The organism is Nocardia sp. NPDC051030 (assembly GCF_040683015.1).
In the GTDB taxonomy this organism is placed as follows: domain Bacteria; phylum Actinomycetota; class Actinomycetes; order Mycobacteriales; family Mycobacteriaceae; genus Nocardia.
This window is the reverse complement of record NZ_JBFBCD010000012.1, coordinates 271,326-298,136: the sequence shown is the minus strand read 5'-3', so window position 1 is coordinate 298,136 and position 26,811 is coordinate 271,326. Positions and strand designations below refer to the sequence as shown.

The window sequence follows — 26,811 nt, the reverse complement described above, 5'->3', positions numbered from 1 at the left end:
GGACGGCCTACCGGTGGAATTCGACTCAGACGAGCACAGGTTCGAGCTCCTTCGCCGGTTCCTTCTTGTTCAGGCTCTCGCCCTCCACATCCACATTCGGCAGCACCTTCTGCAACCACTTCGGCAGCCACCACGCCTTATCGCCGAGCAGCGCGAGAACCGCTGGGACCAGGGTCATTCGGACGATGAAGGCGTCGAAGAACACGGCCGCCGCGAGTCCCAGACCCATCATCTTGATCATCGATTCGCCGCCGCCGATGAACCCGGCGAACACCGCGATCATGATGGCCGCCGCGGCCACCACCACTCGGGCGCTGTGCCGGAATCCGGTGACAATGGCGTCGTGGGCGCTCTCGCCGTGCGCGTAGGCCTCGCGCATGCGGGTGACCAGGAAGACCTCGTAATCCATGGCGAGCCCGAACACCACGCCGATCAGGAAGATCGGCATCATCGAGACGATCGGCCCGGTCTGTTCCACGCCGAGCAGGCCCGCGAGCCAGCCCCACTGGAAGACCGCGACGATCACACCGAAGGCCGCGCCCACCGAGAGCAGGAAGCCTAGCGCCGCCTTGATCGGCACGGCGATGGAGCGGAACACGATCATCAGCAACAGGATCGCCAGCCCGACCACCACCGCGAGGTAGGGCAGCAGCGCGTCGGCCATCTTCTGCGACAGGTCGATATTCACCGCGGTGGTACCCGTGACCAGCATGGTCGCACCGGTCGAATCGTGCAGGCCGCTCGCCTCACCGCGCAGGGTCTGCACCAGATCCTTGGTCTCGGTCGAGGCCGGACCGGTGGCGGGGATGACGGTCAGCATGGCGGTGTCATCGGCGGGGTTGAAGATCGCGGGTGATACCGACACCACGCCCTTGGTGGCGGCCAAGGTCTTGGCGGCTTGATCCACCACGGCCTTCGGATCGGGGACGCCCTTCGCATCGACGGCGATGGTGAGCGGACCGTTGAAACCGGGGCCGAAACCCGCGGCGAGCGCATCGTAGGCGCGGCGCTGCGTGGTCGAGGTGGGTTGCGATTCATCGCTGGGCATACCGAGTTCGAGACTGCGCACCGGCAAGGCGAGCGCACCCATGCCGATCAGGCCCAGCAGAAGAACGGCGAGCGGCCGGCGGACCACGAACTGGGCCCAGCGGGTGCCCATATTGGGCTTGAGCGGCGTCGGGTCCGGAATCTCGTTGGCGCGCTCGCTCTTTCGGAATGCGCGCGGCATGACCGCACGCTGGAAGAACCCGAGGAACGCGGGCAACAGCGTCAGTGCGATCAGGACGGCGACGGCGACGGTGCCCGCGGCGGCCAGGCCCATCTTGGTGAGCACCGGAATGCCGACCACGGCCAGCCCCGCCAGCGCGATCACGACGGTGAGCCCGGCGAACACGACCGCCGAACCGGCCGTTCCGACGGCTCGTCCGGCCGCCTCCTCCGGCCCGTAGCCCTCGCGGCGTTCGGCCCGGAATCGGGAGACGATGAACAGTGCGTAGTCGATGCCCACCGCGAGCCCCAGCATCATGGCGAGCGTCGTGGTCGTGGTGGACATACCGACCGCCACGATCGCGGCCACGCCGACACCGAGCCCGATCAGCGCGGTGAGCAGGGGCAGACCGGCCGCCGCGAACGCACCGAAGGTGATCATCAGCACGATGGCCGCGACGGCGATGCCGATAATCTCTGTGGCCCCGCCCATTTCGGGCTTGGCCTGCAGGGCCGACCCGCCGATCTCCACCGTGATGCCGGAGGTCTTGCCGGTCTCGGTCGCGTCGGTGAGCGCGGTCTTGCTGGCATCGGTGAGGTTATCTGGCGTCGCCCCGTAACTCACGGTCGCGTAGGCGGTGGTGCCGTTCTTACTCACCGCGCCGGTCTGGAACGGGTCGAGCACGCCCTTCACCTGCGTGCCGCCCGCCACCTGCGCGACGATATCCTCGACCGCGGCCCGGTTGTTCTGGGAGGTGATCTGCTCGCCATTGGGGGCCACGAACACGATCCGGGCTTGTGCCCCATCGGATTTGGTATCGGGGAACCGCTGCCCGAGCAGATCGAAGGCCTGCTGGGATTCGGTCCCCGGGATCGAGAACTGATCCGGCGCGGCCGTCGGCGCACGCATCGCGCCCACGACGAACGCCGCCGATACCCCCAGCCACAGCAGCAAGACAATCCGCCGCTTCTCGAATGAGAACCGGCCGAGCCGGTACAGGAATTTCGCCATGCCGCCATGATCGTTTGCGGCGTTCGTAGTCGGCATCGTCCGGGAACCGGCCGTCGTGCGTACTGCGGATGCAGTACCCGGCCGTGCGACGTACTGGATCCGAACTCTTGCCGCCCGCTTCGGGTCAGCCGTTGCACACCGGCCCGGGGTAGGAGGGATCCAGCGCCGACTGCACGATGAAGCCGACCGTCGGTGACTGTGGAAGTTTGCCGTGCTCGAAAGTGTCGGTGGGGCAAAGGTCTTGCACCCAGAGGTTGCGGACCGAAGCGCCCGGTCCGGCTTCGAGGAAGGTCGCCTGCGGCGGTGTCGAGATCTTGTCCGCGTGGGTGGCGACCACCGTGTAGTCGATGCCGGCATCGGTGTCGCCGTCCGCGTTCAACCGGGTGATGAAATCGCTGCCGACCAGTTGCTGCACCGACGCCAGGCCGACGACCCGGGCGACCGGGCCGCCCGCGGAGCCTGAGGAACTGCCCGAGCCGGAGGAACTGCCTGCCGAGCCGGAGGAACTGCCGCTGGCGAGTGCGCCGAGCCCGTCCATCGTGGTGCCGTGGTTGGTCGCGCCGAGGGTGATCAGCTTGCGCACCTTGTTCCGCGACGGATCGACGCGACTCACGCCCCCCTCGAATCGCAGATACTGACGGGTCATCGGGCCGCCCTGGGAGTGCGCGACGATGTCGACCCGGCTCGCCTTGGTGGCGTTGAGAACCTGGTCGACGAACGCGGCGAGCTCCTTGGCGGACTGGCGAATATCGCCATTGCCGTAGGAGCCGCGCTTCGCGCCCATGAGGCTGGAGGTGTCCTTGCCGTAGTTGAGCGAGAACACGCAGTAGCCACGGGCTTTCAGCTGTGGTGCGAGGACGTCCCAGGCGTTCTGATTCCCCCAGGTGCCGTGCACGAGGACAACGGGTTCCGGGTGCTCGGCGTTCGGGGTGCACGACCAGTCGTTGGATCCCGGGGGAGCGGTGCTGCCGTCCGGGCCGTCGCTACCGGAGCTACCGGAACCGGAACCGCTCGATCGGGCGATATCCGCGGGACTCTCGGAGGTCGGATCGGAGGTCTGTACGGGGAGCGGCTCCGCTACGGCCGGGCCGCAGACGGCCGAGACTCCGACCGCCAGCGTGAGCAGGGCCCCGCCGACTCCCAGTCGTGAACGTCGTCGGGAGTTCGTCGAACGCATGCACTTCCTTCCAAAGGTGGTGCCCAGCAAGCAATTCTGATCGTGTGAGGCTGTGGGCTGACCGGGCGACGTTGCTGTGTGATCGCCGCATTCGCTGAATCATGAGCAGACGAATGGTGCAACAAAGTCATTGCATAGTGCAAAACTAAGAAAGGTCTAAGCGCTCCGGAATCCCAGCTCGATGGCCATTCTGGCCAGGTAAGTCCCGATACCCTGGCTGCTTGGACGCCAAGAAGATTTGGCATGATGGCTGCCGTGCCCTGGGATGAAGCGCGGTTGCGGCGGTGGCGGGACTGGGTGGCTGCCATCAGCGGCGGTGCCAGCATCCGCGAGATCGGCAGGCGGATCGACCGCTCGGATATGACCGCGGCGTCGCAGCTGGCGCTACGGGATCGCGACGAGGCCCGGCCCGCTCTCCCGCATCCGGAGGCGGTCGTGGCGTTCGCGCGTGCACACGGAGCTGACCCCAAACGCGCGCTCGCCGTAGCGGGTCTGCTCACCGAGGAAGAAGCGACCAGAGGCATCGACCGCACCGCCGTCGCCGATATGAGCCTTGCCGAGCTGGGTGAACTCATGGCCGCCATGGCGGCGGAGATACAGCGGCGCGCCCACGCGGAGGCGGCCGGGACCTCGAAGAAATCCCGTCGAGACGGGCTCGGCGAAAGGCTACTGGGGTGGACTTCGGATACCTAGCCGTCTTGGCGGCCGCGGTCGCGGTGATCGTGCTGCGATTCGGTCGATGGCGTCGCGATCCCGGCACACGCCCGTTGACGGTCACGCTGCTGCTGATCGTCGCCGCTGCCATCGCCCACCATCCCCGCCTGCTGGACAGCCGATGGCCGGACGAGCACAGTCCGGCGTTCCTACACCTCGCGAACTGGGCGAACCTCACCGGTGATCTGCTCGCCATGGTGATCGCCGGGTACATGGGCGCGCGGGTGGCGCGCGCCTGGATGTTCGACCGTCTCGTTCCCTGGCTCATCGCCGGGACGGTGGCCGTGATGCTCGCGCTGGTAACCCTCTGGCAGGTCAGCGATGCCAGCCGGATCCCCGCCCGATCCATCTCCGAACTCGGCGGCGCGGCCTCCTGGTACGGCGTTGTATCCGCGACCGCTCTGACACTTTCGGGCCTGGCCGTGTGCGCGTCGGTGGCGCTGGCGCGTGACCTGCCCGCACGAGTTCGCACCGCATTGATTCCGATGGCCCTCGGATCGGCCGCGGCGGTCGGGCTCGGGCTCATGCACCTGGGGGCCGCGCTGCGTCATCTCGGGCACCCCTACGCCGACCCGCCCTACGCGACACTGGTCGCGGGCATGGCTCTCGTGTGCTACACCGCCTCCGGGCTACTCGATCACTTGGCGCGGCGGCCCTCGGCGCGGGCCGGGATCGCGGTGGGGTAGTCCCGGACAACGCGCGAAAATCGTCTCGGCGCTGGGGATTCCGGCGTCCGGATGTAGGCCGGAGGTGCCGCCGGAACACTCTCACGCGACTTCATGACTTCGAAAGTAGCGATGCGACAAGGGTTTCCGTGATCCATGCTTCGGTGTCGGTCCCGGACCAACCCCTGTCGACCATGAGTGAGCGGTAGACGTCGTAGCTGGTGAGGGCGTACATGATGTCGGCCGCACGATCGGCGGACAGGCCGGGTTTCAGTGCGCCCTTGGCGGCCAGCTCCGGGGTGATGTGGCTGGGACCTTCGTATCTGCCCTGTTCGGCCGCGGCGAGGAAAGAGCCGACCTCGGGATCGACCGCGGCGGTGACTCGCATAATGTCCAGCAGGCCCATGTAGCGCTCGGACACGGTGCGCATATGCGTGGCATACATGGCCAGCTGGCGTGCTGGATCGGGTTCGGCGAACAGTTCGCGCACCCAGCGCCGGTCCGGCGGCGGCGTCGAAGCCTCCTCGTCCGGTCCGGCGACCAGGACGGCCGCGGTCTCGGCGAGCACCGCCACTTTCGTGCCGAATGCCTGGTAGATGGTCTGCACGTGGACGCCCGCCGCATCGGCGATGGCCTGCAAGGTGGTGCCGGCGTACCCGCGTTCGGCGAAGAGCGTCGCGGCGGATTCGGCGACTCGGCGGCGGGTCGCCAGTCGGCGGCCGCCGCGATTGGCTGCGGTTGACATGCCAGTCAGCATAGCTATAGTTCACTATATAGTTGGCTATAGATAGGGGAGGACCGGCGAAATGCGTGTACTCATCTCTACGACGCCGATGGAGGGCGTGTTCGCCCCCGTTGTCCCACTGGCCAGGGCGCTGGTCTCGCAAGACCACCAGGTGCTGGTTGCGACTGCGCCGCAATTGATTCCGCGTGTGCGTCAGTCCGGGCTGCCGGTGATTGCCGCCGGTCCCGATGTGCCTCCGTCGGGCGGCGAAGGCTTTCGCGCTGCCGGAATTCGCGGCGGGAACGCAACCGTGGCGCGTCGGCGCGGTCATGTTCAGCAAGGTCATGGCCCCGGAAAAGCTCCCCGACCTTCTGGCCGTGGCCGAGGAGTTCGAGCCGGACCTTATCGTGCACGCCCCGGTGGATCTGGCCGCACCGATTGTGGCCGCAGTGCGCGGCATCCCCTCGATCACCTACGGCACCGGATTGCTGCTGGAAGACGAACTGGTGGCGGCAATGGCGCAATGGGTTGCGCCGCTTTGGGATTCGATGGGGGTGGAGGCCGACACACACGCGGGGTTGTATCGGCGCGGCTACCTCGACCCGATCCCCGCCAGCCTGCAACCGGACCTCGGCCCCGCTTTCGGTGTGGCGCAGCCGATCCGGCCCGCTGTGGCCGGCACTCCTCGTGATCCGCTGCCGGTGTGGTTGTTCCCGCGCGGCGAGCGTCCGCTGGTGTATCTGTCCCTCGGGACTGTCCCGATCTTCAACCAGCCCACCGCATTCGGGCCGCTGCTCGAGGGGCTCGCGGATTCCGGCGTCGATGTCCTGGTCACCGTCGGCACCGAGACGAACCCGGCGGCCCTCGGTCCACAACCATCCAATATCCATGTCACCCAGTGGGTGTCGCTGGCCGCACTGCTGCCACGCTGTGCCGCAGTGGTCTGCCACGCCGGTGCGGGCACCACCCTCGCAGCGCTCTCCCATGGATTGCCATTGGTGCTCTCACCCCGTGGAGCCGATCAGTTTCCCACCGCCGCCGCCTGTCGCACCGCCGGTGTCGCGCGAGTCCTCACGCCCGACCAGGTCACTCCCGCCGCGGTTCGCGAGTCGGTCGATACCGTCCTGTCCGACGCCTCCTACCGTGCGGCCGCCGAGCGCATTCGCTCCGAGATCTCCGTCATGCCCTCGCCGGTCGCGGCGGTCGAACGAATTCTCGGCTCAGTCGGGGAGCATGGGGACCGACATCCCCTCACCGCGGCCGAGTAGGGCCGCACGCGTCACCGCACCCGCGCCGAACCGGTCGCGCAGTGCGTCGAGGGTCGAATCGAGGGTGGATTCCGCGCGCGGTTCCAACGGCAGTGACAGCTGCATGGTGTCGGCGTCATCGAGATTGGTCAGCGACAGCCCGATGAGGGTCAGCCCGCGCTCGTGAATGGTCGGCAGCGCGACGCTCAGTAGCGTGCGCGCGGCCTGAAGCACGGCCGCGCTGCTGTCGGTGGCCTCGACCAGCGTGTGCGACCGGGTGGCCCGGGCGAAATCATCGAACCGCAAGCGCAACACCACCGTTCGGCATACCCGCCCGGCGGCCCGCAGCCGATGCCCCAGCCGATCGGCCAGCCCATGCAGATACGCCTCGATCTCCTCATCCCCGCGATACCGCCGCCCCAGCGCCCGCTGCGCCCCGATCGATCGCCGCCGCTTGCCCGTCTCCACCCGCCGCGGATCCCGGGCCCACGACAGCGCATGCAAATGCCGCCCCGCGGCCGGTCCCAACGCAGCAGCGAGGGGCCCTTCCCCCAACTCCGCTAACTGCCCAACCCGCGTAATGCCGCGCTCCCGCAACTCCCGAGCCGTAACTTCTCCCACGCCCCAAAGTCGCTCCACCGGCAACGGATGCAAAAACTCCAACTCCCGATCCGGCGGAACCTCCAGCAGCCCATCCGGTTTCGATACCGCACTGGCCACCTTCGCCAAGAACTTCGTCCGCGCCACCCCCACCGAAATCGGCAGCCCACCTCATCCCGCACCCGGGCTCGCAGTCTCTGCGCAATCTCCACCGGATTCCCCGAAATCCGCCACAGCCCGCTCACATCCAGGAACGCCTCGTCAATCGAAATCCCCTCCACCTCGGGCGTGGTATCCCGGAAGATCTCGAACACCGCCTTACTCGCCTGCGCGTAGGCCGACATCCGCGGTGGCACGACGATCGCGTGCGGACACAATCGCAACGCCTGCCGGCCGTTCATAGGCGTCCGCACCCCGAACGCCTTCGCCTCATAACTGGCTGCCAGCACGACGCCGCCCCCGACAATCACCGGCTTCCCTCGCAACCGAGGATCGTCCCGCTGCTCGACCGAAGCATAGAAAGAGTCCAGGTCAGCATGCAGAATCGCCGCCCGTTCAGGGCGTTCTCCACTACTCTCACCGGACGTTGACACGAACATATGTTCGCATACCCAATGGTTTGTTACGAGGGCCATCGGAGTGTCGGATTCCTCCGCGAGGTGGGCGCGGCGGCCTAGCAGAATTCGATGGTGAGACCCCAGCCGCGTCGATCCGCCTGGTCGACAACATCGCCCCAACTACGCAACATCACCTCGAAGTCGTCGAAATCCGCGACATAGCGGTAGTCCTTGCGGAAAAACAGCTCGACGTACGGCCTCAGCTCCCCGACCCGCCCGGACAACCGCCCCCAAGTCCGCGCCAGTGCACGGACATGAACCGGCGAACGCACCAGCCAGGCATTGGCCGCGATGATTTCACTACAGGCTTCCCATCGAGCCGCCTCCTCCGAATCGACCTCGATCGTTCTCCCGATGAAAACGCCCCGAATGAAGGCATCCGCATCACCGATCAGCCCGTTATCCCAGACAAGCTCGTCGCCAATCCATTCGTCCCACCCGTCGCGGTATTCGACCAGCGCTTCCCAAATCCGCTGAAACTGATCGTGCGGCTTGTACATAGGATCACCACGAATCCGAAACCGATAAGCGGCAGCCCACCCATCCCGATGCCACCCCCACGTGTCGTCTCGACCCAAATCGGAATCCGGGTCATACCAAGGCAAACACCCGACAGAACCAGGCTGCACCCGCCGCAACTCCTCGGCCAGACACTCCCAATCCGCAATACAGGCGGAAAGATAGACACTCACCGCACCCCCCAAATCTGTCCTCGCCCACTATCCGACCAGTCTGGACCGTGAGATTCGCTATGTCACATCAGTTTCGAGGTCACGCGCCTGCTCGATGGCTTCAGGCGGCAGCTAGCCGTCCCCCTCTGTGGGCCGGCCCGTGCTGCCACCCGAACAAGCTCTCCACACGCCCAAGAACAGGCGATTTGGTTCTACAGGGGGGTAGTGGGGTAATCTCGTCGAGCACGAGCGAGAGCGAATGCCACGGGCTGTGGCGCAGCTTGGTAGCGCACTTGACTGGGGGTCAAGTGGTCGCAGGTTCAAATCCTGTCAGCCCGACATATAGAAAACCCTCTCCGACCTGGTCGGGGAGGGTTTTCTTCTCATTTGATCAATCGGAGATGGCGGCCATTTGGTGGCCGCGAGGTGCAGCGAGAGAAGATCGCCGCCCTTCTGGAACGCCGCGGTGTTCGGGTATCCACCTCGCTCACCGACACCGCCCGCTCGTCGGACACGGCCCCACCTGCCATGAATCCCCAAACTGGCAGCACCGCAATAACTGCCATCGCGCCATCACTTCCAGCAACCGCACACAACTGCGACCAACACCGGCAGCTCTTGTCGTTGAGGGGGACATGAGCCGGGGATTTGTCCGGATCTTCCAGGCTCATGTCCCCCTGAACGTGCTACAGCTGGGCTGCCCCTTGCTTGATCAGGTGAGTTCTCGATCACGATCAGCCTGAGGGGTTGGGGTGTGGACATGTCGGCGGGTAGTTCCGTCATTGGGTGGGCTGAATGTGGGACGAGTTATGCGACATCCGCAGGCGGTCCGTCATGTCACCGAGCATCGAGGAACTTGACATTTACGCTGAGATGCGTGCGCAATCAGGGACCTTGACACACTTTCCCTACTCACAGCCAGGCTGTTGGTGTTCATGCGCTAGCTAGTAGCACAGGATTGTCAAAGTCCTTCGGTTCCAAAAGGATCCCGCCATTGTCGTTGTACGCCGTTCTGTCGCTTCCATACCTATATCGCTGAGAACGGATGGGGGTGTGTGGCCTGCCGTTTCGGGCACGGCATCGGTCATCCGGTGCGCGCGCCGCGCTACACCTTCCGACACCACGACGCCCAATGAGCGGTGATCGCACCGCTTGCTGCCGTGGCTGGTGTGCTCGCGGGGTCGGCGGCCGCCCGGAGGAGTACTGCCGCCGCCAGGCCATGCGATTGCATCTTCTACGTCGCCGACAACGGCAGCATGTGGCGCAATGTACCCGCTGACCTGCCGCCCTGGCATACGGTTATGAGGTGTTTACCGGTGCACCCCGTGACTGAGTAGGGGGTCGTCTTTGACGCGTGTGCTCCCGCGCGGTGGTAGTGGCAGTGCGGAGGATTCGGAGGCAGGTCCGCGGGTTGTGGTGACGACGTGGACCAGTTCTCGTACTGTCGGGTTATCGAACAGGTCGCCGATATCCAGTGCGAGGCCGCGATATTCGATGGCTGCGCGGAATTCGAGAGCGAGCAGTGAATCGCCTCCGACAGTGAAGAAGTTGTCGTCGGGATGTGGGGTCGGTCCGCCGAGTACATCGATCCATGCCTGTGTGATCAGACGTTCGAGATCGTGGTGGATGAGTGTGGGGGCATCGAGCGCAGTGATGGATTGCTTTCGCGGCTCACGAAGGGCTGCGCGGTCCACCTTCTCGTTGCGGGTAAGCGGGATCGATTCCAGGCGTACGTATTCCGAGGGAACCGCTGCGCGTGGTAGATGTTCGTGGAGGAACGAGTTGATGTCGCGGTCGCTGGCTTGGCCGGTGTAGTAGGCGACGAGCATGGTGGAGCCGTTGGCGTTGAGCTCGTCCAGGACGAGTCCACTGTTGACTCCAGGGCAGCTGGTGAGGTGGTCGGTGATCTCGTTGAGATTGACGAGGTTGCCGCGGACCTTGACCTGGCTGTCCAGGCGGCCGAGGTATTCGAGGTTGCCGTCCTCGCGGAATCGTGCGAGGTCGCCGGTGCGGTAGCGGCGGCCCTCGGGCATGGTGGAATCGGCGACGAAGGCCCGGGCGTTGAGATCGGCGTTCTGGTGGTAGCCGCGGGACAAGCAGGCCCCGCCGATGTACAGCTCACCGGGTTCGCCCATGTCCACGGGGCGGTCGTCGGCATCGCGGACCGTGAGGACGACGTTGTCCAACGCGACGCCGATCGGCACGGTGTCGATGGTGCGAGCATCGGCGACGGTCATGTCGAAGTGGGTCACGTTAACTGTCGCCTCGGTGGGGCCGTAGAGGTTCGACAGGACGACGTGATCGAGTCCGGCTGCGGCGAACACCTCACCGAAGCGGCGGACCATGGCGGGTGGCAGCGTCTCTCCGATGCACAGGATCAGTCGCAGCGTGCTTATCCGGGTGATGGAGGCGGGCTGGTGGGTAAGTTCGTCGAGGAATGCGCCGAACATCGACGGCACGAAGGTGATGACGGTGACCCCGTGTCGGTCGATGGAGTCGATGATCTTGCGGGGGTCGGATTGGGCGCCGTCGGGCAGCAGGGCGAGTTGGGCTCCGGCGTAGGCCCACCACATGAGCTCCCACACGGACAAGTCGAAGCTGTGGGTTGTCTTGTGTAGCACGATGTCGTTGCGGTGCAGTCGGTATCGGTGCTGCATCGCGGCGAGCATGTTGACAACGGACCGGTGTTCGACCATGACGCCCTTGGGCACGCCGGTCGAGCCGGAGGTGTAGATCATGTATGCCAGCTGCCTGCCGTCCACGGCGGCCTGACCCGCCTGCGGGAGGTGTGCCTCGGGACTCAGGACCTCGACACCGAGATCCTGGGCGGTGGAGTCGCTGATGAGGAATCGGGCGCTGCAGTGGGTCAGCAGATTACGGGTGCGTGGGGGCGGGGTGTCGGCGGCGATGGGTACGTACGCGCCGCCTGCGGCCATGACAGCATGGATGGCGATAAGCAGCTCGGGGGAGCGCGGCAACATGATCGGCACGAATTCCTCTGCCTGGACTCCGCGTTCGACGAGGTGCCCGGCCAGACTTGCGACCCGGTCGGCGAAGTCGCGTCGTGTCAAGTACAGGGGGTTTCCGTCGCTGTCGGTCCAGCGCAGGGCGATGTCGTCCGGATGCTTCGCCGTTGCGGCGGCGAAAAGGTCGGGGAGGGCGGCGATTTCGCCGGACTGGTTCTCGACGCGCTGGTGGGGGTGCCGCGCGGTGAGGGTGTCACGTATGCCGTGGATGTGGGTGTCGAGTAGGTCGTCGTCGAAAACATCGGCGGCGGCGAAGATTTCGACGTCGAGAGTGCCGTCGTGGGCATACTCGGTCACGACGATCGACACCGCGTGCAGTGCGTACCCGGACGACAGCAGCGTGACCTCGCGGTGCAATGCCGTGGTGTGGGTGTTGTCGGGAACCTTGTTGTAGCTCAGCCACACGTCGAACAGATTGGGAGTGGTTCCAGTCTCTGCGCGCAGCTCATGCACCAGGTCGCCGTAGGGGAATCGCTGCCTGCCTTGCACATCACGGACCTGCGCCTCTACGAGGTCCGTCAAGTTCATGCCATCGGCGTCCGGGATGTGGATGGGCAGGATATTGGTGAGGTCGCCGACCATCTCCAATTCGGCCGGGGTTTCGCGGTTGAGCAGGGTGATACCCACGACGACGTCACCGTTGCCGTGTAAGCGACGCAACTGGACACCTAATGCGGCCAGCACCGTCGAGAACAGTGAGCCCTTCTCACGGCATCGGTCGACCGCGGCACGGTCGAAGTGCAGGCTGCGTCGCCGCAGCCTGGGTGTGCTCGAGACCGGTGTGCGGTCGAACAGCGCGGGGGACAGGTCGCGGAAGCGGGTGACGAGTGTGTCGCGGTCGCGAGCCCAGGCGCTGGAGTCACGGTAAGTGCGATACGACTCGATAGTGTCCAAGAAGCTGGACGCTGATTCTACGGCGGCAGACCCGAAGTAGGCGTTGGTGATGTCACGGGCTATCACGATCATCGACCAGCCGTCGGCGACCGCATGATGGAAGCGGCAGTACACGATCGAGGACTCATCGTTGTCGCGTGCGATGGTGAACTCGATGAGAGGTCCATCGCTGGGAAGCACCGTGTGTGTAATCGTGTCCGCCCAGCGACGGAAGGCGTTCTCGGGCTCGGGTTCGCCGCGGAAGTCGACGGACGCGATGTCGGTGGGCGCGTTGGTGAGCCGTTGGGTGAACTTCCCGCCGTCGAGGTCGATCCGTACTCGCAATGCGTCGTGGCGGTGGTGCAGAGCCAGAATCACGTCGGCAAGGCGTCCGGTATCGGTCGCACCGGGCAGCCGGAAGCAGTACGCGGCTTGCACAACCGGGACCGTCGGATATCGGGTGCCGGTAATGACGAAGTCGGCCTGATACGGAGTCAACGGCCACCGGCCGGCCTGTCCTTGATCGACCCGCACGGCGGTATCGGGTTCGGCTGTTGCAGAGCTGTGCCGCATGGTCAGGTGCAATGACAACGCCTGCGGTGTCGGATGCTCGACTAGATCGGCCACACTGAGGGTGACGCCGGTTATGGCGGCGAGCTTGTGTCGCAGTTCCAGTGCGCCAAGGGAGTCCAGTCCCAGCTGTCTGAATGTCGCTGTTGCCTCGACCATCTCGGGATCGGCGTACCCCAGCACGCTCGCGAGGGCGGCGCACACGGTGTCCACGGATGAGGCTGAACTGGTCGGTGACACTTCGCTAACCGGTGCCATGGGGTTCACGGTCGTCTGTGTATGAGGCGGTTGCGGGTCGTCGTCGGCACACGCTGCAGGTGTGCTTGTCGTGGGCCGCACGGCGAGAGGTTCCTGATGTTCGGAGACCGGGGTCGGCCTGGCGGCGACTCCTTCGTCGGGCATCATCCAGAACCGCCGCCGTTGGAATGGGTAGGTCGGCAGCGCGACTCGGCGCGCGTCGATCCCCTCGAACAAGGCGCTCCACTGCACTGGGACTCCAACACTGAACAGCTGGCCGGCGGAGGTGAGCATCCGCCGCCAACCGCCATCACCGCGGCGCAGCGTGCCCACCACCGTCACCCCCGCCGATCGATCGCGGGGATTCGCCGCGGCGTCGAGGGTGTCGTGCAACCCCACCGACAGCGTCGGGTGGGCGCTGATCTCCAGGAACGTGCGGAACCCCGCATGGTGGGCGGCGCGCACCGCCTGCTCGAAGCGCACCGGGTACCGCAGATTCCGATACCAGTACTCGGCGTCCAACTCCGCGGTGTCCAGCGGCCCGCCGATCACGGTGGAGAAGAACGTGATCGGCGATGAAGTGGTGTCGATGTCGGCGAGAGCTTTCGTGATGGCCGGGCGCAGCGGCTCGACCAGCGGTGAGTGCGATGCCCACGAAACGGGGACCTTACGAGCGTCGATGCCCTCTGTCTTGCAGTGCGCCAGAAGGGTTTTCACTGCCCGATCAGTGCCTGACAGCACGCAGCTGTTCGGGCCGTTGACACACGCTACCGACATTGCCTCGTCAATGAGGTCAATGGCGAGATTGGCAGGTAACGGCACCGCAACCATGCCGCCGGCGATCGCCGCCTCAGCGATGATTGTGCTGCGGGTGGCGACCAGCTGGGCCGCCGTGCGCAATGACAGGCCACCGGCGATGTGCGCGGCGGCGATTTCACCCTGGGAGTGTCCGATCACCGCGGCGGGGCGGACGCCCAGCGACTCCCAGAGTCGTGCCAAGGCCACCATCACGGTGAACAGCACCGGCTGTACGACGTCCGCACGTTCCGGTGCCGGCGCGGTCGGGTCACCCCGCAAGACGTCCAGGACTGACCAGTCGAGGAACTCAGAGAATGCGTCCGAACACATCCGTGTTACGTCGGCGAAAACCGGCGCGGTGTCGAGTAATTCGGCCGCCATCCCGATCCATTGGGATCCCTGCCCCGGAAAGACGAAGACCACACCCGAATCCGAGCCTCCGCGCTGCGGCGCCGGTTGCTCGCCAGCGATGTCGGCCAGCGCGGTCAGGAGCTCGGACCGGTCACTGCCCAGGACCACCGCGCGATGGGGGAACATGGCCGGACCCTCAACCAGTGAATACGCGAGGTCGACCGGTGCCAGATGCGGGCGGCATTGCAGCAGCTGCACCAGTTGGGCCGCACGGGCCGTGAGTGCGGCCCTGCTGCGGGCGGTCACCACCATGGGCGTCACCGGCAGGGCGGGAACCAGGCGAGGTGCAGGGGAGTCATCGGTGGTAGGGGCCTGTTCGACCACGATGTGGCAGTTCATGCCGCTCAGCCCGTTGGCCGAGACGGCGCCGCGCCGCGGAGCGCCGGGGGAGTGGGGCCATAGCGTCAGTTCGTCGACGACGCGGACCGTGCCCGCGGTCCAGTCGATATGAGCCGCCGGCACCCGATGGTGCGCGGTCGCCGGCACGAGACCGCGCCGGATCGACTCCACCATTTTGATCAGGCCGACCACACCGGCAGCGGCCTGCGTGTGACCGAAATTGGATTTGCATGACCCGATCCACAAAGGTCGCTCTGCCGTGCGTGAGGCACCGTAGATGTCCTGCAGCGCAGCCACCTCGATCGGGTCGCCGACGCGCGTGCCGGTACCGTGCGCCTCCACGACATCGATGGCGGCTGGGCTCAGATTTGCGTCAGCGAGTGCATTGTCGATGGCTTCGCACTGCGCGTCCTGCGCGGGCACCGTCAGGCCCGTCGAGTCGCCGTCGCTCACGAGTGCGCTGCCGGCAAGCACTGCCAAAACGGTGTGGCCGTTGCGATGTGCGTCCGAGAGGCGCTCCAACAGCACTACGCCGGCGCCCTCGCCCAACCCGAATCCGTCGGAGTCCTGAGCGAACGGTCGCGTGCGGCCATCGGTGGACAACACCCCGAGCAGTGAGAACGCCACGAGCAAGCTGGTGGAGCTGTGTACCGTTGCGCCACCGGCCAGCGCGAGTGAGCATTCACCGTTGCGCAGGGCCTTCATCGCGGTGTGAACCGCCACCAGCGAAGACGAGCACGCGGTGTCGATCGTCAGCGATGGGCCACGCAACCCCAGCACGTAGGACACGCGACCCGACGCCATGCTGGCTGCGGTTCCGGTGTCCTGGTAGCCCTTGGTTCGGTCCATGTCACCCATCCGCGGCCCGTATTCGGCCTGCACCAGACCGAAGTACACGCCGGTGCGGGTCCCGCGTAGCGACCCGGGGTCGATGCTCGCACGTTCGAGCGCCTCCCACGACGTCTCGAGCAATAGCCGTTGCTGGGGGTCCATGGCAACGGCTTCGCGGGGGCTGATCCCGAAGAATCCCGCATCGAAGTCCGCTGCGTTGTGCAGGAAGTGGCCGAATCGGGTGGCGCTGCCGCCCTCACGAGAGTCATCGCAGAGCCGGTCCAGGTCCCAGCCGCGGTCGGTGGGAAGCGGCGACGAGGTGTCGCCACCGGACGCCATGACTTGCCACATGCGCTCGATCGAATCGACCCCCCCGGCGAGACGACAGCTCATGGCGACCACCGCAATCGGTTCCTGCGCGATATCGCCGATGAACCCGTTCCCAACCACCCCGACACCCTCATTCTTCTCAATCGACGAGCAGCCGTGATCGTAATGATCGACATTTTTCGGTTGAATGGCGGGGCCCGGGATTTGGTTGTGCATATGTGACGAATCCGACGGTCGGACCGTGGCATCATTTTTGAGGTCGTCAGCGTCTTGCCTATGGCAGGCTCTAGCGCTTCACTAATTGCCATGAAGCGCAACCGAACTCCCGACGGGTGATCACCGATCCCAGCTGATCAGAATCTCGCCACTGTTTCCTCAATCACACTCGCCGCGCGTATCGCAGCGTTGTTTTCGAAAGTGACCCATGCTCGATCACACTTTCCATTCGCTCGGATTGCCATCTAGTTGCCAACCCGCCGTGGCTACTCACTCGATCCCCATGGACCCCTTGACCCGTCGCGCAGCCATGGCCTCGCTCAGAGCGGTCCCCGACTTGCTCGGCGACCTCGACATCACCCTCTCGCGCTCGGCCGTCGGTGCCAAGACTGCCGGAGCGCGCTCCCCGATCAATGGTCACGACCGCGTACTGCCGTTCCATCAAGGGGCATCAACAGCACGCGCCGCGCTTGTCGATATCCTCGCTCGCATCGCCAGTGAGGTGTCCGCTGAAATTGGGCGGTCCGCGCCGTCCGGGCCCGAACGGCAGGCGACATACCTGTTCGAGCGACTGTCCGAGTTACCGGACACGTCGACGGCGGTCGCGGGCGTCGGTGACATCACCCGTGCGGTACGCGCGGCTCGCGCTGTGATCGACCGGCCGGCAGAGCTCCGCCTGGTCGGCCGTTGCCCCTGCGGGGCGGCGCTGTACACCGCGGACGTACAGGAATATCTGGACTGCGATGCCTGTGGTCGCAAGGTCCTCGCTTCGCGGGTGCGAGAGATCACACTCGGGCGGGCTGCTGACAAGCTCGCCTCGGCCGCGCGCATTGCCAGACTGTTGCCAGAGGTTGCAAACAGGCGCCTCACGGCCGATCTGATCCGGAAATGGGCAGCACGAGGGCGACTAGAAGTACATTATGTCGGCAATCAGCCGATGTTTCGTATCGGCGACGTACTTGCGATCGCGTCCGAGGCGCACACGCGTTGAGTAGCGAAATTCACAGAAACGATATCTATCTGCATGTCAGCGTTCGGACAACGGCGGCGAGGGCCACGGGCCTATTGCGTCACAGCGCCGCAAGATTTGTTTGTAATGACGGAAGACAGTGAAACGCGCGGAGTGCGTTGCCGTCTGGATGGTTGCGGGAACACCCAGTGCTGCACGGCGTGCTGACCCTCCCGCTCCCGACGCTCGGCGACTTCGTCCGGTTCCATCGCGAACGGTTGGGTCTGACGCGGGAAGAGCTCGCCGCGCGGACCTTCGTCTCCACGAATTACCTCAAGAACTTTGAGAACGGCAGCCGTGAGAAGGTCGGCGAGAGCACTCTCGACGCATTGCATGCGGCATTGGAGCTCACCACGGAGGAAGGGCGCCGACACCTGGGTGACCTGAGTCGTGTCCATGCGCGCAGGCCCTGGATGGCCCACGTGTTGCGCAACGAACTCGACAACGTCGAACGTGAGCTGCTGAGCAATATCGTGCAGCCCGCCGCGTACTGCAACGAACGATGGGATGTCGTCGAGGCCAACGCCGCATACCTGAAGTACTTCCCCGGCCGCGACAGGATCCCGAACGTGATTCTGTGGACGTTCAGCGAGTACGGGCGCACCACGCTCGTCGACTGGGAAAACGAGGCGGTCGGACAGGTGTCGCGGATGCGTGCCACCATGGCACACTTCGGCAACCCGGACTTCGGACGGCAGCTGCTGTTCGAGTTGCAAGACGACCCTGACTTCAGTCGGATGTGGCTCACCCGCGACCTTCATTTCAACCGCCCCGTCGCCGCACCCGTGCACCTTTACACCGACGAGGGCCCGATCAGCCTGACTATGCACGTGCGCCCCATGCCCGACGGTGCGGACCTACTGCACCTGTGCGTCGGTAACGCACGGCCTTACAGCGGGCCGGGCGATCTGCTGCGCTCCTGAGTAGACGATCCACCTCGAACGCGGGCGCGCCCTTTGCTCGGTGCGCGCCCGCCTCACTTTCAGAACCCTCATCCCGATGCCGCTTCGCCGTGGTTCGGGCCATCAATGCTGCGCTTAAGCAGAGGGAGCACCCGATAATGACGTCCCAGCCCACCGCGCCCTGTCTCGGCGCCCCTGGATTCATCCAGCCCGGCGAGTTGCGCACCTGGTATCGACTTCCCGAAACCACAGCAGCGCAGGCGATTTGCCGCACACAGTGTCCCACTGGCCGTCTTCATGCCTGCGCGCAGGCGGCGCTACAGGCCGGCGGGATTCACGACGATACCGATCGCCCCCATGTCGCTGACGGAGTGGTAATGGCCGGTGTTGTCTGCCGCGGCGATTCCGCCACCGTCCGCGCCCTGCGCGACATTCTCGAAACCAGCGCGCCGATCCACGCTGACACCCGTCGCTGCCTGGACTGTCGTCGACCCCTGTGTACCCACCGCCGACGCAAACCAGGCCACGTCGTTCACGGCTCGGGAGGCCGCTGCAAAGGTTGCCTGAGTGCGGTCTCGCGGTGCCATTCCGATAGATGAGTCGCTCGCCACGCTCGACCCGCCACGACTCACGTTGTCGCCATCAGCGGCATGCCGAGCTCCAATATGAACCCGCAGCTCACAGCGCCGTCTGGAAATAGCTGAGTGGCCTCACTGGATGACCGGCGGTTCGCAGCAATGCAACTTTCTGGCAAGTGCACTTGCCGATCCGTATAGTCGCTGATGCGTGCGGCGCTCCGATCGTTGTTGGGAGCGCAATGTGTTGATGGGAGTGATCGTGTGGAGGGCCGCGCACAATCGCGGGAAATTTCTGTAAAACTGTTGGGCGATTTCACAATTCGACAGTCGGACGGAATGCCGGTTACCTGGCGCTCCAAAAAGTCGACGAATCTGCTTGCCTTGCTCTTGATGAGCCCTGGTCGACCGGTTCCCAAAGAGAGCATCGAGCGGGCACTCTGGCCGTCCGCGAACCGGCCTGCTCGTACATCGTCGGTGAAGGTGGCAGTGCACTTGCTGCGGCGGGCGCTCGACGACGAGTTCGGCCCCGAGCGAACGGTTCTTCGAATCGACGGTGTATCCGGCGCATATGTTCTGCATGCCGGTGCCGCCACCACGGTGGACGTGCACGAATTCGAGCAGCTGTGCCGTTCGGGTCGGGTTGCCGAACGCCATGGAGACACGCAGACCGCCAGACAGTGCTATCGGCGAGCCCTCGCCCTCCACTCTGGCGAGTTCCTCTCGAAGCATGGCGAGGAATGGTGCCACACACCACGGCGATGGCTGCAAGCTGAACTGGTTCGCGCGCTGGAGGTACTCGCGACCTATGCCTGTGAGGATGGAGATTTCGACGCCGTATCCGATTACGTGACAAAGATTTTCAGCCACGACGCCGTCAACGAGCATGCCTTCCGCATGTTGATCACGATCCACGGGCGAATGGCCCGAATGGATCAAGTGCAGTATTGGTACGACTGCTGCGTTTTTCGGCTCGCATACGAACTCGACGTCTCGCCGACCAGACGGACGAGGCATCTGTATCGCCGCGCTCTCGACGGCGATTTGGTCGATGCCCGGCACCCTACATCCCGGACTTCTCCCTGTCGCACGAGTTGACAGAGTGCATTCTCGGTCGGGTATGGCACAGGTAACAGACTGAGCCATTTTTTTAACCGCACGGTGTTAGAACACGAGTCATGCCGACCACCTATGAAGCCTTGACGACTGTCTTCGTCGAAGATCTGAAGCTCGAAGCGGACGAGTTCACTCCGGACACCCACCTTGTCGCTGATCTCGCATTCAATTCGCTCGCGTTCCGGATAGCCCGTGCCGGCATCCGTGCCCATCTCGGCATCGCGCTGCCCGACGCTGACATGATGAATTGCGTCACCGTCGGAGACCTGGCGGATCTGATCGCCGAACACCACCACGATCCGGCGGTATCCGGATGAGCCGCTTCACCGACCACCTCTGTGCCATAGCGGCGTCCGGGGACCGCGGCATGGTCACTGGCATACCGTCCACCCCGACCCGGCGCAGTTGGTCGGACATTCACACCAAATCGCGGCGCATCGCGGGTGGCTTGGCAGGTCACGGCATCGGGCGCGGAGCAACGGTGGCCGTGCTCGCAGGTCAGCCGGGTGCTATCGCGCCTGTGGCGCAGGCGATCTGGTTGCGCGGGGCGGCCATTACCATGCTGCAGCAGCCGACACCGCGCACCGACCTCACGCGCTGGCTCGGCGAGACTCGCCGCGTACTGGAGATGATCGACGCGGACCTCATCATCGTTGGCGACCCGTTTATCGGCCGACTAACCGGCGACACGACAATGCCGGTTGTCGCTATCGACGATCTGGTCCACGGTCCGGACCTCCTACCCGTCGACCCCGATGAGGACGATCCGGCGCTGCTGCAGTTGTCGTCGGGATCCACTGGGGACCCGAAGGCCGTCGTCATCACCCACCGCAATCTTTACGCCAACATCACCGCGTTCTTGGACCGCTCCGGGCTGCAGCGCGAACCTGACCAGGTCGCCGTCTCGTGGCTGCCGCTGTTCCACGACATGGGCATGATCGCCTTTCTGGCGCTGCCGATGATGACCGGTATGGAACTGGTCAGTGTCACCCCGGGGGACTTCCTGGCCGACCCGCTGCTGTGGGCAGACCTGATCACCCGCTACCGCGGCACCTTCACCGCCGCACCGAATTTCGCCTACGCTTTTCTCGGCGACCAGTTGCGGCGTGTTGCCGACGATGACGCCTACGACCTGTCGAGCATGCGCTATGCCGTCAACGGCGCCGAGCCTATCGACTGTGTCGCGATGGCTCAGTTTCATGACGCTACAGGCCGATTCGGGTGGTCGCCGACCGCGCTGACTCCCGGCTACGGGATGGCCGAAGCTGTGCTCACTGTCGCGGCACCCGAACCCGGTGTCGGCTTGCGCACCGATCGCATCGACAGTCGAATCCTCGAATCCGAGAGGCGCGCACAACCTGTCGACGATGGCCGCGAGTACGCCAATCTCGGGCCGGCGTTGCCCGGTCTCGACGTGCGGGTGGTCAATCCGGACGACGGCACTGTGCTGGAACCCCGCAGGATCGGTGAGTTCGAGCTGCGCGGCGAATACGTAACTGCCACGGTCATCACCTCCGACGGCCCCATCGCGGCCCAGGACGACGACGGGTGGCTGCGAACCGGCGACATCGGCTACCTCACCGAGCACGGTGAACTGATCATCTGTGGACGTCGCAAGGATGTGATCATCGTGTCCGGCCGCAATCTCTATCCCACCGATATCGAGCATGCCGCCGAACGCGTGACCGGTGTCCGCAAGGGCAATACCGCTGCGGTTGCCCTCGAAGCAGGCACCGCTGCAGAGCATTTCGCGGTCATCGCCGAGTCAGCCCACCACGACGAGCAGGCCGTCCAGCTACGCCGCGCGATCAGTGTCGAGATATTCGAGACGTTCGGCGTCGCGCCACGCCGTGTCCGCATCGTTCCACCGGGCAGTCTGCCCAAGACCTCTTCCGGCAAGCTTCGCCGGGCCGACGCACGAGCACTGGTGGCGCGCTCTACCGGTATCTGACCCGACTCCAACCGGAACGTAAGTCATGGACCGTCGCGGTGGTGTGCGGCGGGCCTTCCCGCGTTTGGGGTGCGGCCCGTCATCCGCGACTGTTGATTAGGCTGCGACAGCGCCTGTCTGGCGCCTGCGATCGCGCTATCATCTGCACACTGAAACAGTCTTTTACCTGCGGTGCAGTAACGTTTTGCCCCAAGTGTCTTCTTGGGTGACGTAGGCTTGCGCCATCGGAATTTTCGAGTGACCGAGAATCCGATTTTGAGAATGCGACAGTGACTCCACTCCGAGAGAGAAATGCGGTCCGCATGAATTCGGATCGAGTCGGACGTGCCGCAAAACCCCCAGTTTATGGACAAGCGTTGTGGAAACGTCGTTTCTACAACGTCGCCGATGGGTGGATTTGACTGCCGCGCCAACCACCGGCCCCAGTATGCGGACCGGCTGACTGTCCTCACAGCCCATGCGGCACGCCCCCGAAACCCTGAACGGTCAGATGCGGGTTGAGAGCTTGTCGCATGCAGCCCCAAGCGCGCACGTCTCCCGCAGGTGGTCCGCGGTCGCAGATGTCGTTGCTGCGCAAGGGGTATTCAGGTCCTGCCCCCGGGGCGTCCTCGAACCCGGGGGCGGGACCGATGACACAGCGGGTCCCAGGTGCGCCAGTTGCACGGGGATCGCGCGGAAGTCCCTGTCGTGTCCCATCTCTCGCTCGCCAGCGTCGAGATGGAGCAGAGCGTTCAGGGGTAAATCGTCCCGTTTCCGGCGCATTCATCCGGCCCGGGGCGGGACGTCCACGCAGACTCCCGGGCGGCGCCGGGTGACCAATTCGCCGCGCACACAACTGAATAGGCAGAGGGAGCGCACGCTGGTCAGCTGTTCCGAACATCAGTCGACCGACGCGGGCGTGCGCGCCCTCGTTGCCGCAATCCACCAGGGCCCTAAGTTGAAAGTTTGCCATAGCTCGCCCGAGCGACATCCCTTGTCTCCGCGAGATTCTCATTCCGTCAGGTGGAGTTCGGATTCCATCGCAAATATGAGCGGATGTAGAAAGCAGAAAGGTGCAACTCATGTCCTGGACCGGAGATCCGGTATGGCTCGCCGACGTCCTGCGTGAAGCTGGACTACGGGTAATCGAACACGATGGTTGGCGCGACCGTGGCCACGGTGACTTCGCCGACCTGCGCGGGGTGCTCTGCCACCACACCGCGGGCGGCGGCACCGATGACTGGCGCATCGTCCAGTACGGCCGTCCCGATCTGGAAGGACCACTGGCCCAGCTTGTTCTGGAGCGGGACGGTACTTTCCGGGTGATCGCGGCGGGCGTGTGCTGGCATGCCGGGCGAGGTTCCTGGCCCGGTTGGCCCACCGACAACGCCAACTACCACGCCATCGGTATCGAAGCTGTCTCGCGTGGCGACGGAACCGATTGGACCGCAGCGCAACTCGACGCCTATAAGCGTGGTTGCGCCGCCATTCTGGCCCGCATCGGACGTACGGCCGATGACTGTGTGGCCCACCGTGAATACAGCAGTGAAGGCAAGATCGACCCGGCAGGCATCGATATGGATGAATTCCGACGCGATGTTCAGGCCCTCATCGACGGAGAGGACGCGCCAATGAGTGCGGCAGAAGTCAAGCAGATCACCGATTTCATCACGGGCTTCTGTGGCCCGATCGGTAATGATGTCAAGGATATCCGCGAGCAATTGTGCGGAGAACACCAGCGTGACGGCGGCCAGTACGGCGGTTGGCCGCAGCTGGGTGACCGAACGGTCGTTGATGCTCTGGCGGAGATTCGCGCTCGTCTCGGTGAACTCGAAAAGCGTTGATTACCTTCGCCGTCGGAGATTGACTCCGAGACAGTCACATTCCCCTCAGCCCATGCGGCGCGCCCCCGAAAAACCTCCATGGTTCCCACGCGGGTCGAGCGTTCGCCGCATGTCCGCCCCAGGCTCGGTTTTGTCTCCCGCAGGTGGTCCGCGGTCGCAGACACCATCGCCGCGCAGGGGCATTCAAGTCCCGGCCCCGGATGATCCTCGAATCCGGGGCCGGGACCACTGGATCAGCGAAATCCTCGAGGCGCGAGACGCATTGAGGAATCACAAGAGTCCCTGCCGTGTCCCGTCTCCCGGTTCGCCGGATCGAGACGGTGCAGAGCGGCCGGGTCGAATCGTCCCGCCTCCGGCGCCAAGGCCTGGCCCGGAGCGGGGCGTCCACCATGACCCCCGGTGCGGCGCCGGGTTACCAATTCGCCGCGCACACAACTGAATAGGCCGGGCGAGCGCGCTGTTCGCCACTGCGCTCGCCCGGCCCCCGCATCGACCCTCGACCACTCCCAGCCCGCCCCACCCGCCAGGACTCCAGCCCTCTCAGTGCTTAACGCTGTTGTAGGCCGGGCGGATGCCGGGGCGCCCGACGGCCCCACCCACGCTCCCCCTTTCGCGTGGGTGGGGCCGTCACCCGAATCCGAAAGGCAAGTGTGTGATCACCGTACTGACATGTCGCGGTACCGGAGAACCGCTGGGTTCGCCGGACAATCTACTCGCTTCCGTGACAAGCAAGCTCGACCCCGCCAAGTACGAGATCGGCCCGGACATCGACTATCCCGCCAGTATCGGCCCGGCCAATCCGCAGAATTCGGTGGCGGGCTGCTCGGAACAGGAATCGATCGACCAAGGCGTACGCGCTCTGGTCGCGGCGATTCACCGGTCTCCCAACACTGTCGGCATTCTCGGCTACAGCCTGGGCGCCGAGGTGGTCACACGATTTCTGGAAGCCAAGGCGCGCGGCGAGTACCCCGACTGCGAGGTCGCTTGGGCCGCCAATGTGGCCAATCCACTACGGCAAGCTGGTGATTCGATCGATCCGAACCCGGTTGGCTTCGGTATCGGCGGCCAGCACGGGCCATGGCCGGGGGAGATCCCCACGTGGGAGGTCGCCAATCCGGAGGACGGCATCACCTCATGTCCGCAGGATTCGCCGCTGCGTGCCCTCGCCGACACCGTGACGGCCTTCAGTTTCGCCGAACTCGGTGGCTGGAGTGCCAATCTGGCGGATCGTCTTCGTCGAAATCGGTGGCAGCTCAACCGGTTCGATTGGTGGCTGCGCCCGGTGTGGACCTGGCAGTTGTGGGCGCAGGCGGCCGCGCTGATGGAGGGCTACCTCCATGGTGGGCAGCACAACAGCGCTTACCGCACGCAGGGGTACTGCGATCGACTGGCCGCAATCCTCAATACCCATGCATGACGAAAGTCTTGGACGGAAACACCGATCGGCGAATAAGGCCCTGTTCCAACAGTATTCGTTCCTCAACTCCCCGGAGATCGCTATGACGGATTTGACCACGCAGGCCGCGACCGCCGCTGCCGACATCCACATCGAGCCGCCCGAGTCATCGGAGGTGGTGATGGGCATGCTCCGCGCCACCGTCGAGGTCCTTCCGGCTCCAGACGACGCGGCATGACCAGCCCGTATGCCGGGGCCTTCCCGGACTTCGAGCAATTCATGATCGGACTGCTCACGCCCATCGCTCAGACCGTGAGTTTCCTGCCCGCCCAGGCGAGCCAATTCACATTGCCGCTGATCTGGGTTCGGACCACGGGCGGCACGCTCGATGTCAATGCGATCACCTACAAGGCGAAGGTCCAGGCGGTCGTTTTCCACAACACCAGGCAAGCGGCGCAGACCATGGCGATTCAGGTACGGGATGCGTTCTTGAATGCCCCGGCAAATCGCATCAGTGGCGTGTTCGTGGACTACGTGGAGGAAATTACCGCCACGGAACCGCGTTTCAGCGCCCCGAATCTGCGTCGCAGCCGCGGTTCGAGTGAATTCCCAGACCTCGACCCACTGAACCAGATGGTCGAACTCGCCTTCACCATCGACGCTCGCCGTCAGTAGACGGCATCTCGTCCCTTCCGAAAGAGGGGCGTCCACCGGGCACTCCCGCACACGTTGATCGCGTGGGTGTGCCTTCACTCCCTGTCCAGTCCGGCTCGCCGGGCACAAGAATGGAGATTGTCTTGCCTCCCATCTCGTCCACTCCGTTGACCACGCTGAAGGCCGCCCAGCGTCAGCTCCTGCTCAAGCCGCTCGATGCCGCGGTGTTCCTGGCCCCGTGGCCCACCTCCACCCCGGTCACGCCGGGCAATATGACCGATGCCAGTGGCAATCTGCTGCCGCTGCCGGCGGCGTACCAGTCGGTCGGCCTGATCGACAAGAAGTCCGGTATCTCCTTCGCTCGCGCCGTGACCGCGGCTCCGATCGAGGCGTACGGCGAGATGCAGCCGGTCCGCGACGACATCACCAGCGATGTCACCTCGATCGAGTTCGAGCCTCAGCAGATCAGCCTGCTGAACATGGCGTTGACCACCAACACCAACCTGTCGGCCGTGCAGGCGAACTCGTCGAGTGGTGAGGTCGGCTTCTGGCAGCCCGCGACCCCGCAGATCAACTACTACTCGGCGGTCGTGATCGGCAAGGACGGCACCGACGCCAACCCGATCTACATCTTCAAGATCATGCCGAAGGTCGCCGTCACCAAGTGGGGTGGCGAACAGTGGACCCCCACCAACCTGATGTCGGAGAAGCTGACCCTGACGGCGTTCAAGGACGACGCCCTCGGCTACGCCGTCGCCCACGGCTTCGGTGGTTCGGGCTGGAAGCAGCTGCTGGCTTCGACCGGCTTCAAGTACAACGCCACCGGCGTCACGGCCGCTCCGATGACCGTGAGCCGCAGCACCACCTCGGCCTCGCCGCTCGTGGTCTCCGACCAGTTCGGTGGCGTCGTGTCGAACGGCAACTGCGTCTTCACCCCCGCGGGTGGCTCGGGCCTGACCGTCAACTCCGCCGGTTACGTGACCACCGCCGCGAACGCGGCCGTGGGTAACACCACGGTCGGCGTGGTCTACACCCCGGCTGGTGGCAGCGCGCTGCCGTCGGTGAACGCCACCATCACCGTCAACTGACCGACGGTTCCTGAACGTGGTCGCGTGCCGGTG

19 protein-coding genes, 1 tRNA gene and 1 pseudogene are annotated in these 26,811 nt (G+C 65.0%); 14 read left to right on the top strand and 7 right to left on the bottom strand.

The genetic code is table 11. From position 1 onward, the window contains the following. Nucleotides 1–25 precede the first annotated feature (25 nt). Nucleotides 26–2,218 (bottom strand): MMPL family transporter, encoded by a 2,193-nt coding sequence (locus tag AB0N05_RS35415; protein WP_364702431.1) that lies wholly within the window; start codon nucleotides 2,216–2,218, stop codon nucleotides 26–28. A 124-nt stretch (nucleotides 2,219–2,342) separates the two neighbouring features. Then, complete coding sequence (locus AB0N05_RS35410; protein ID WP_364702429.1) at nucleotides 2,343–3,395, bottom strand: alpha/beta fold hydrolase; 1,053 nt, start codon at nucleotides 3,393–3,395, stop codon at nucleotides 2,343–2,345. A 255-nt stretch (nucleotides 3,396–3,650) separates the two neighbouring features. On the opposite strand from AB0N05_RS35410, the gene AB0N05_RS35405 reads away from it, so the two are divergent. Both AB0N05_RS35405 and AB0N05_RS35400 read left to right on the top strand, forming a co-directional pair. Continuing rightward, on the top strand, nucleotides 3,651–4,088 hold the full coding sequence (locus AB0N05_RS35405; RefSeq protein WP_364702427.1) for a hypothetical protein: 438 nt from the start codon (nucleotides 3,651–3,653) through the stop codon (nucleotides 4,086–4,088). Beyond that, nucleotides 4,070–4,795: a hypothetical protein gene (locus tag AB0N05_RS35400; RefSeq protein ID WP_364702424.1), complete on the top strand. Its 726-nt coding sequence runs from the start codon at nucleotides 4,070–4,072 to the stop codon at nucleotides 4,793–4,795. The genes AB0N05_RS35405 and AB0N05_RS35400 overlap by 19 nt, the downstream gene beginning before the upstream one ends. A gap of 91 nt (nucleotides 4,796–4,886) precedes the next feature. On the opposite strand, the gene AB0N05_RS35395 is transcribed toward AB0N05_RS35400, so the two are convergent. Continuing rightward, complete coding sequence (locus tag AB0N05_RS35395; RefSeq protein WP_364702421.1) at nucleotides 4,887–5,519, bottom strand: helix-turn-helix domain-containing protein; 633 nt, start codon at nucleotides 5,517–5,519, stop codon at nucleotides 4,887–4,889. A gap of 227 nt (nucleotides 5,520–5,746) precedes the next feature. Between AB0N05_RS35395 and AB0N05_RS35390 the strand changes: the two genes are divergently transcribed. Next, the gene (locus AB0N05_RS35390; RefSeq protein WP_364702418.1) at nucleotides 5,747–6,766 is read left to right on the top strand and encodes a glycosyltransferase; all 1,020 of its coding nucleotides are present in this window, start codon (nucleotides 5,747–5,749) and stop codon (nucleotides 6,764–6,766) included. Here AB0N05_RS35390 and dinB read toward each other — a convergent pair. Beyond that, nucleotides 6,719–7,944, bottom strand: a pseudogene (gene dinB / locus AB0N05_RS35385) (DNA polymerase IV). The gene AB0N05_RS35390 and the pseudogene dinB sit on opposite strands and share 48 nt — an antisense overlap. A 74-nt stretch (nucleotides 7,945–8,018) precedes the next feature. Continuing rightward, complete coding sequence (locus AB0N05_RS35380) at nucleotides 8,019–8,462, bottom strand: hypothetical protein (RefSeq protein WP_364702415.1); 444 nt, start codon at nucleotides 8,460–8,462, stop codon at nucleotides 8,019–8,021. Nucleotides 8,463–8,898: 436 nt separating this feature from the next. Here AB0N05_RS35380 and AB0N05_RS35375 point away from each other — a divergent pair. Beyond that, a tRNA-Pro gene (locus AB0N05_RS35375) sits at nucleotides 8,899–8,972 on the top strand. A 971-nt stretch (nucleotides 8,973–9,943) separates the two neighbouring features. On the opposite strand, the gene AB0N05_RS35370 is transcribed toward AB0N05_RS35375, so the two are convergent. After that, a complete protein-coding gene (locus AB0N05_RS35370; RefSeq protein WP_364702411.1) occupies nucleotides 9,944–16,168 on the bottom strand; it encodes an amino acid adenylation domain-containing protein in 6,225 nt (2,074 codons plus the stop codon). A gap of 379 nt (nucleotides 16,169–16,547) precedes the next feature. Here AB0N05_RS35370 and AB0N05_RS35365 point away from each other — a divergent pair, with 379 nt between their 5' ends. Continuing rightward, nucleotides 16,548–17,255 (top strand): hypothetical protein, encoded by a 708-nt coding sequence (locus tag AB0N05_RS35365; protein ID WP_364702408.1) that lies wholly within the window; start codon nucleotides 16,548–16,550, stop codon nucleotides 17,253–17,255. A gap of 167 nt (nucleotides 17,256–17,422) precedes the next feature. Continuing rightward, nucleotides 17,423–18,196 (top strand): helix-turn-helix domain-containing protein, encoded by a 774-nt coding sequence (locus AB0N05_RS35360; protein WP_364702406.1) that lies wholly within the window; start codon nucleotides 17,423–17,425, stop codon nucleotides 18,194–18,196. A gap of 296 nt (nucleotides 18,197–18,492) precedes the next feature. Here the strand turns inward: AB0N05_RS35360 and AB0N05_RS35355 are convergent, their stop codons facing one another. Then, nucleotides 18,493–18,633 (bottom strand): hypothetical protein, encoded by a 141-nt coding sequence (locus AB0N05_RS35355; RefSeq protein WP_364702403.1) that lies wholly within the window; start codon nucleotides 18,631–18,633, stop codon nucleotides 18,493–18,495. A 456-nt stretch (nucleotides 18,634–19,089) separates the two neighbouring features. Here AB0N05_RS35355 and AB0N05_RS35350 point away from each other — a divergent pair, with 456 nt between their 5' ends. The 8 genes from AB0N05_RS35350 to AB0N05_RS35315 all read left to right on the top strand — a co-directional run bounded on the left by AB0N05_RS35350 (nucleotide 19,090) and on the right by AB0N05_RS35315 (nucleotide 26,778). Continuing rightward, the gene (locus AB0N05_RS35350) at nucleotides 19,090–19,848 is read left to right on the top strand and encodes a BTAD domain-containing putative transcriptional regulator (RefSeq protein WP_364702400.1); all 759 of its coding nucleotides are present in this window, start codon (nucleotides 19,090–19,092) and stop codon (nucleotides 19,846–19,848) included. An 80-nt stretch (nucleotides 19,849–19,928) separates the two neighbouring features. Further along, nucleotides 19,929–20,183, top strand: a complete 255-nt coding sequence (locus AB0N05_RS35345) for a phosphopantetheine-binding protein (RefSeq protein ID WP_364702397.1) — start codon at nucleotides 19,929–19,931, stop codon at nucleotides 20,181–20,183. Then, on the top strand, nucleotides 20,180–21,817 hold the full coding sequence (locus AB0N05_RS35340; RefSeq protein ID WP_364702395.1) for a fatty acyl-AMP ligase: 1,638 nt from the start codon (nucleotides 20,180–20,182) through the stop codon (nucleotides 21,815–21,817). Before AB0N05_RS35345 ends, AB0N05_RS35340 begins: the two co-directional genes overlap by 4 nt. Before the next feature lie 1,061 nt (nucleotides 21,818–22,878). Beyond that, nucleotides 22,879–23,640, top strand: a complete 762-nt coding sequence (locus AB0N05_RS35335) for an N-acetylmuramoyl-L-alanine amidase (protein WP_364702392.1) — start codon at nucleotides 22,879–22,881, stop codon at nucleotides 23,638–23,640. A gap of 721 nt (nucleotides 23,641–24,361) precedes the next feature. Continuing rightward, nucleotides 24,362–25,057: a PE-PPE domain-containing protein gene (locus tag AB0N05_RS35330; RefSeq protein ID WP_364702389.1), complete on the top strand. Its 696-nt coding sequence runs from the start codon at nucleotides 24,362–24,364 to the stop codon at nucleotides 25,055–25,057. 82 nt (nucleotides 25,058–25,139) lie between these two features. Continuing rightward, nucleotides 25,140–25,274 (top strand): hypothetical protein, encoded by a 135-nt coding sequence (locus AB0N05_RS35325; protein WP_364702386.1) that lies wholly within the window; start codon nucleotides 25,140–25,142, stop codon nucleotides 25,272–25,274. Beyond that, entirely contained in the window at nucleotides 25,271–25,711 is a 441-nt protein-coding gene (locus AB0N05_RS35320; RefSeq protein WP_364702384.1) for a hypothetical protein, read from the top strand. Before AB0N05_RS35325 ends, AB0N05_RS35320 begins: the two co-directional genes overlap by 4 nt. 122 nt (nucleotides 25,712–25,833) lie before the next feature. After that, on the top strand, nucleotides 25,834–26,778 hold the full coding sequence (locus AB0N05_RS35315) for a hypothetical protein (RefSeq protein WP_364702381.1): 945 nt from the start codon (nucleotides 25,834–25,836) through the stop codon (nucleotides 26,776–26,778). Nucleotides 26,779–26,811: the final 33 nt, after the last annotated feature.

Excerpts from the sequence above, each read along its gene's own strand:
- AB0N05_RS35415 (WP_364702431.1), bottom strand. The coding sequence starts at position 2,218 with ATGGCGAAATTCCTGTACCGGCTCGGCCGGTTCTCATTCGAGAAGCGG.
- AB0N05_RS35410 (WP_364702429.1), bottom strand. The coding sequence starts at position 3,395 with ATGCGTTCGACGAACTCCCGACGACGTTCACGACTGGGAGTCGGCGGG.
- AB0N05_RS35395 (WP_364702421.1), bottom strand. The coding sequence starts at position 5,519 with ATGTCAACCGCAGCCAATCGCGGCGGCCGCCGACTGGCGACCCGCCGC.
- AB0N05_RS35390 (WP_364702418.1), top strand. The coding sequence starts at position 5,747 with ATGTGCCTCCGTCGGGCGGCGAAGGCTTTCGCGCTGCCGGAATTCGCG.
- AB0N05_RS35380 (WP_364702415.1), bottom strand. The coding sequence starts at position 8,462 with ATGTACAAGCCGCACGATCAGTTTCAGCGGATTTGGGAAGCGCTGGTC.
- AB0N05_RS35365 (WP_364702408.1), top strand. The coding sequence starts at position 16,548 with ATGGACCCCTTGACCCGTCGCGCAGCCATGGCCTCGCTCAGAGCGGTC.
- AB0N05_RS35350 (WP_364702400.1), top strand. The coding sequence starts at position 19,090 with ATGCCGGTTACCTGGCGCTCCAAAAAGTCGACGAATCTGCTTGCCTTG.
- AB0N05_RS35345 (WP_364702397.1), top strand. The coding sequence starts at position 19,929 with ATGCCGACCACCTATGAAGCCTTGACGACTGTCTTCGTCGAAGATCTG.
- AB0N05_RS35340 (WP_364702395.1), top strand. The coding sequence starts at position 20,180 with ATGAGCCGCTTCACCGACCACCTCTGTGCCATAGCGGCGTCCGGGGAC.
- AB0N05_RS35335 (WP_364702392.1), top strand. The coding sequence starts at position 22,879 with ATGTCCTGGACCGGAGATCCGGTATGGCTCGCCGACGTCCTGCGTGAA.
- AB0N05_RS35325 (WP_364702386.1), top strand. The coding sequence starts at position 25,140 with ATGACGGATTTGACCACGCAGGCCGCGACCGCCGCTGCCGACATCCAC.
- AB0N05_RS35320 (WP_364702384.1), top strand. The coding sequence starts at position 25,271 with ATGACCAGCCCGTATGCCGGGGCCTTCCCGGACTTCGAGCAATTCATG.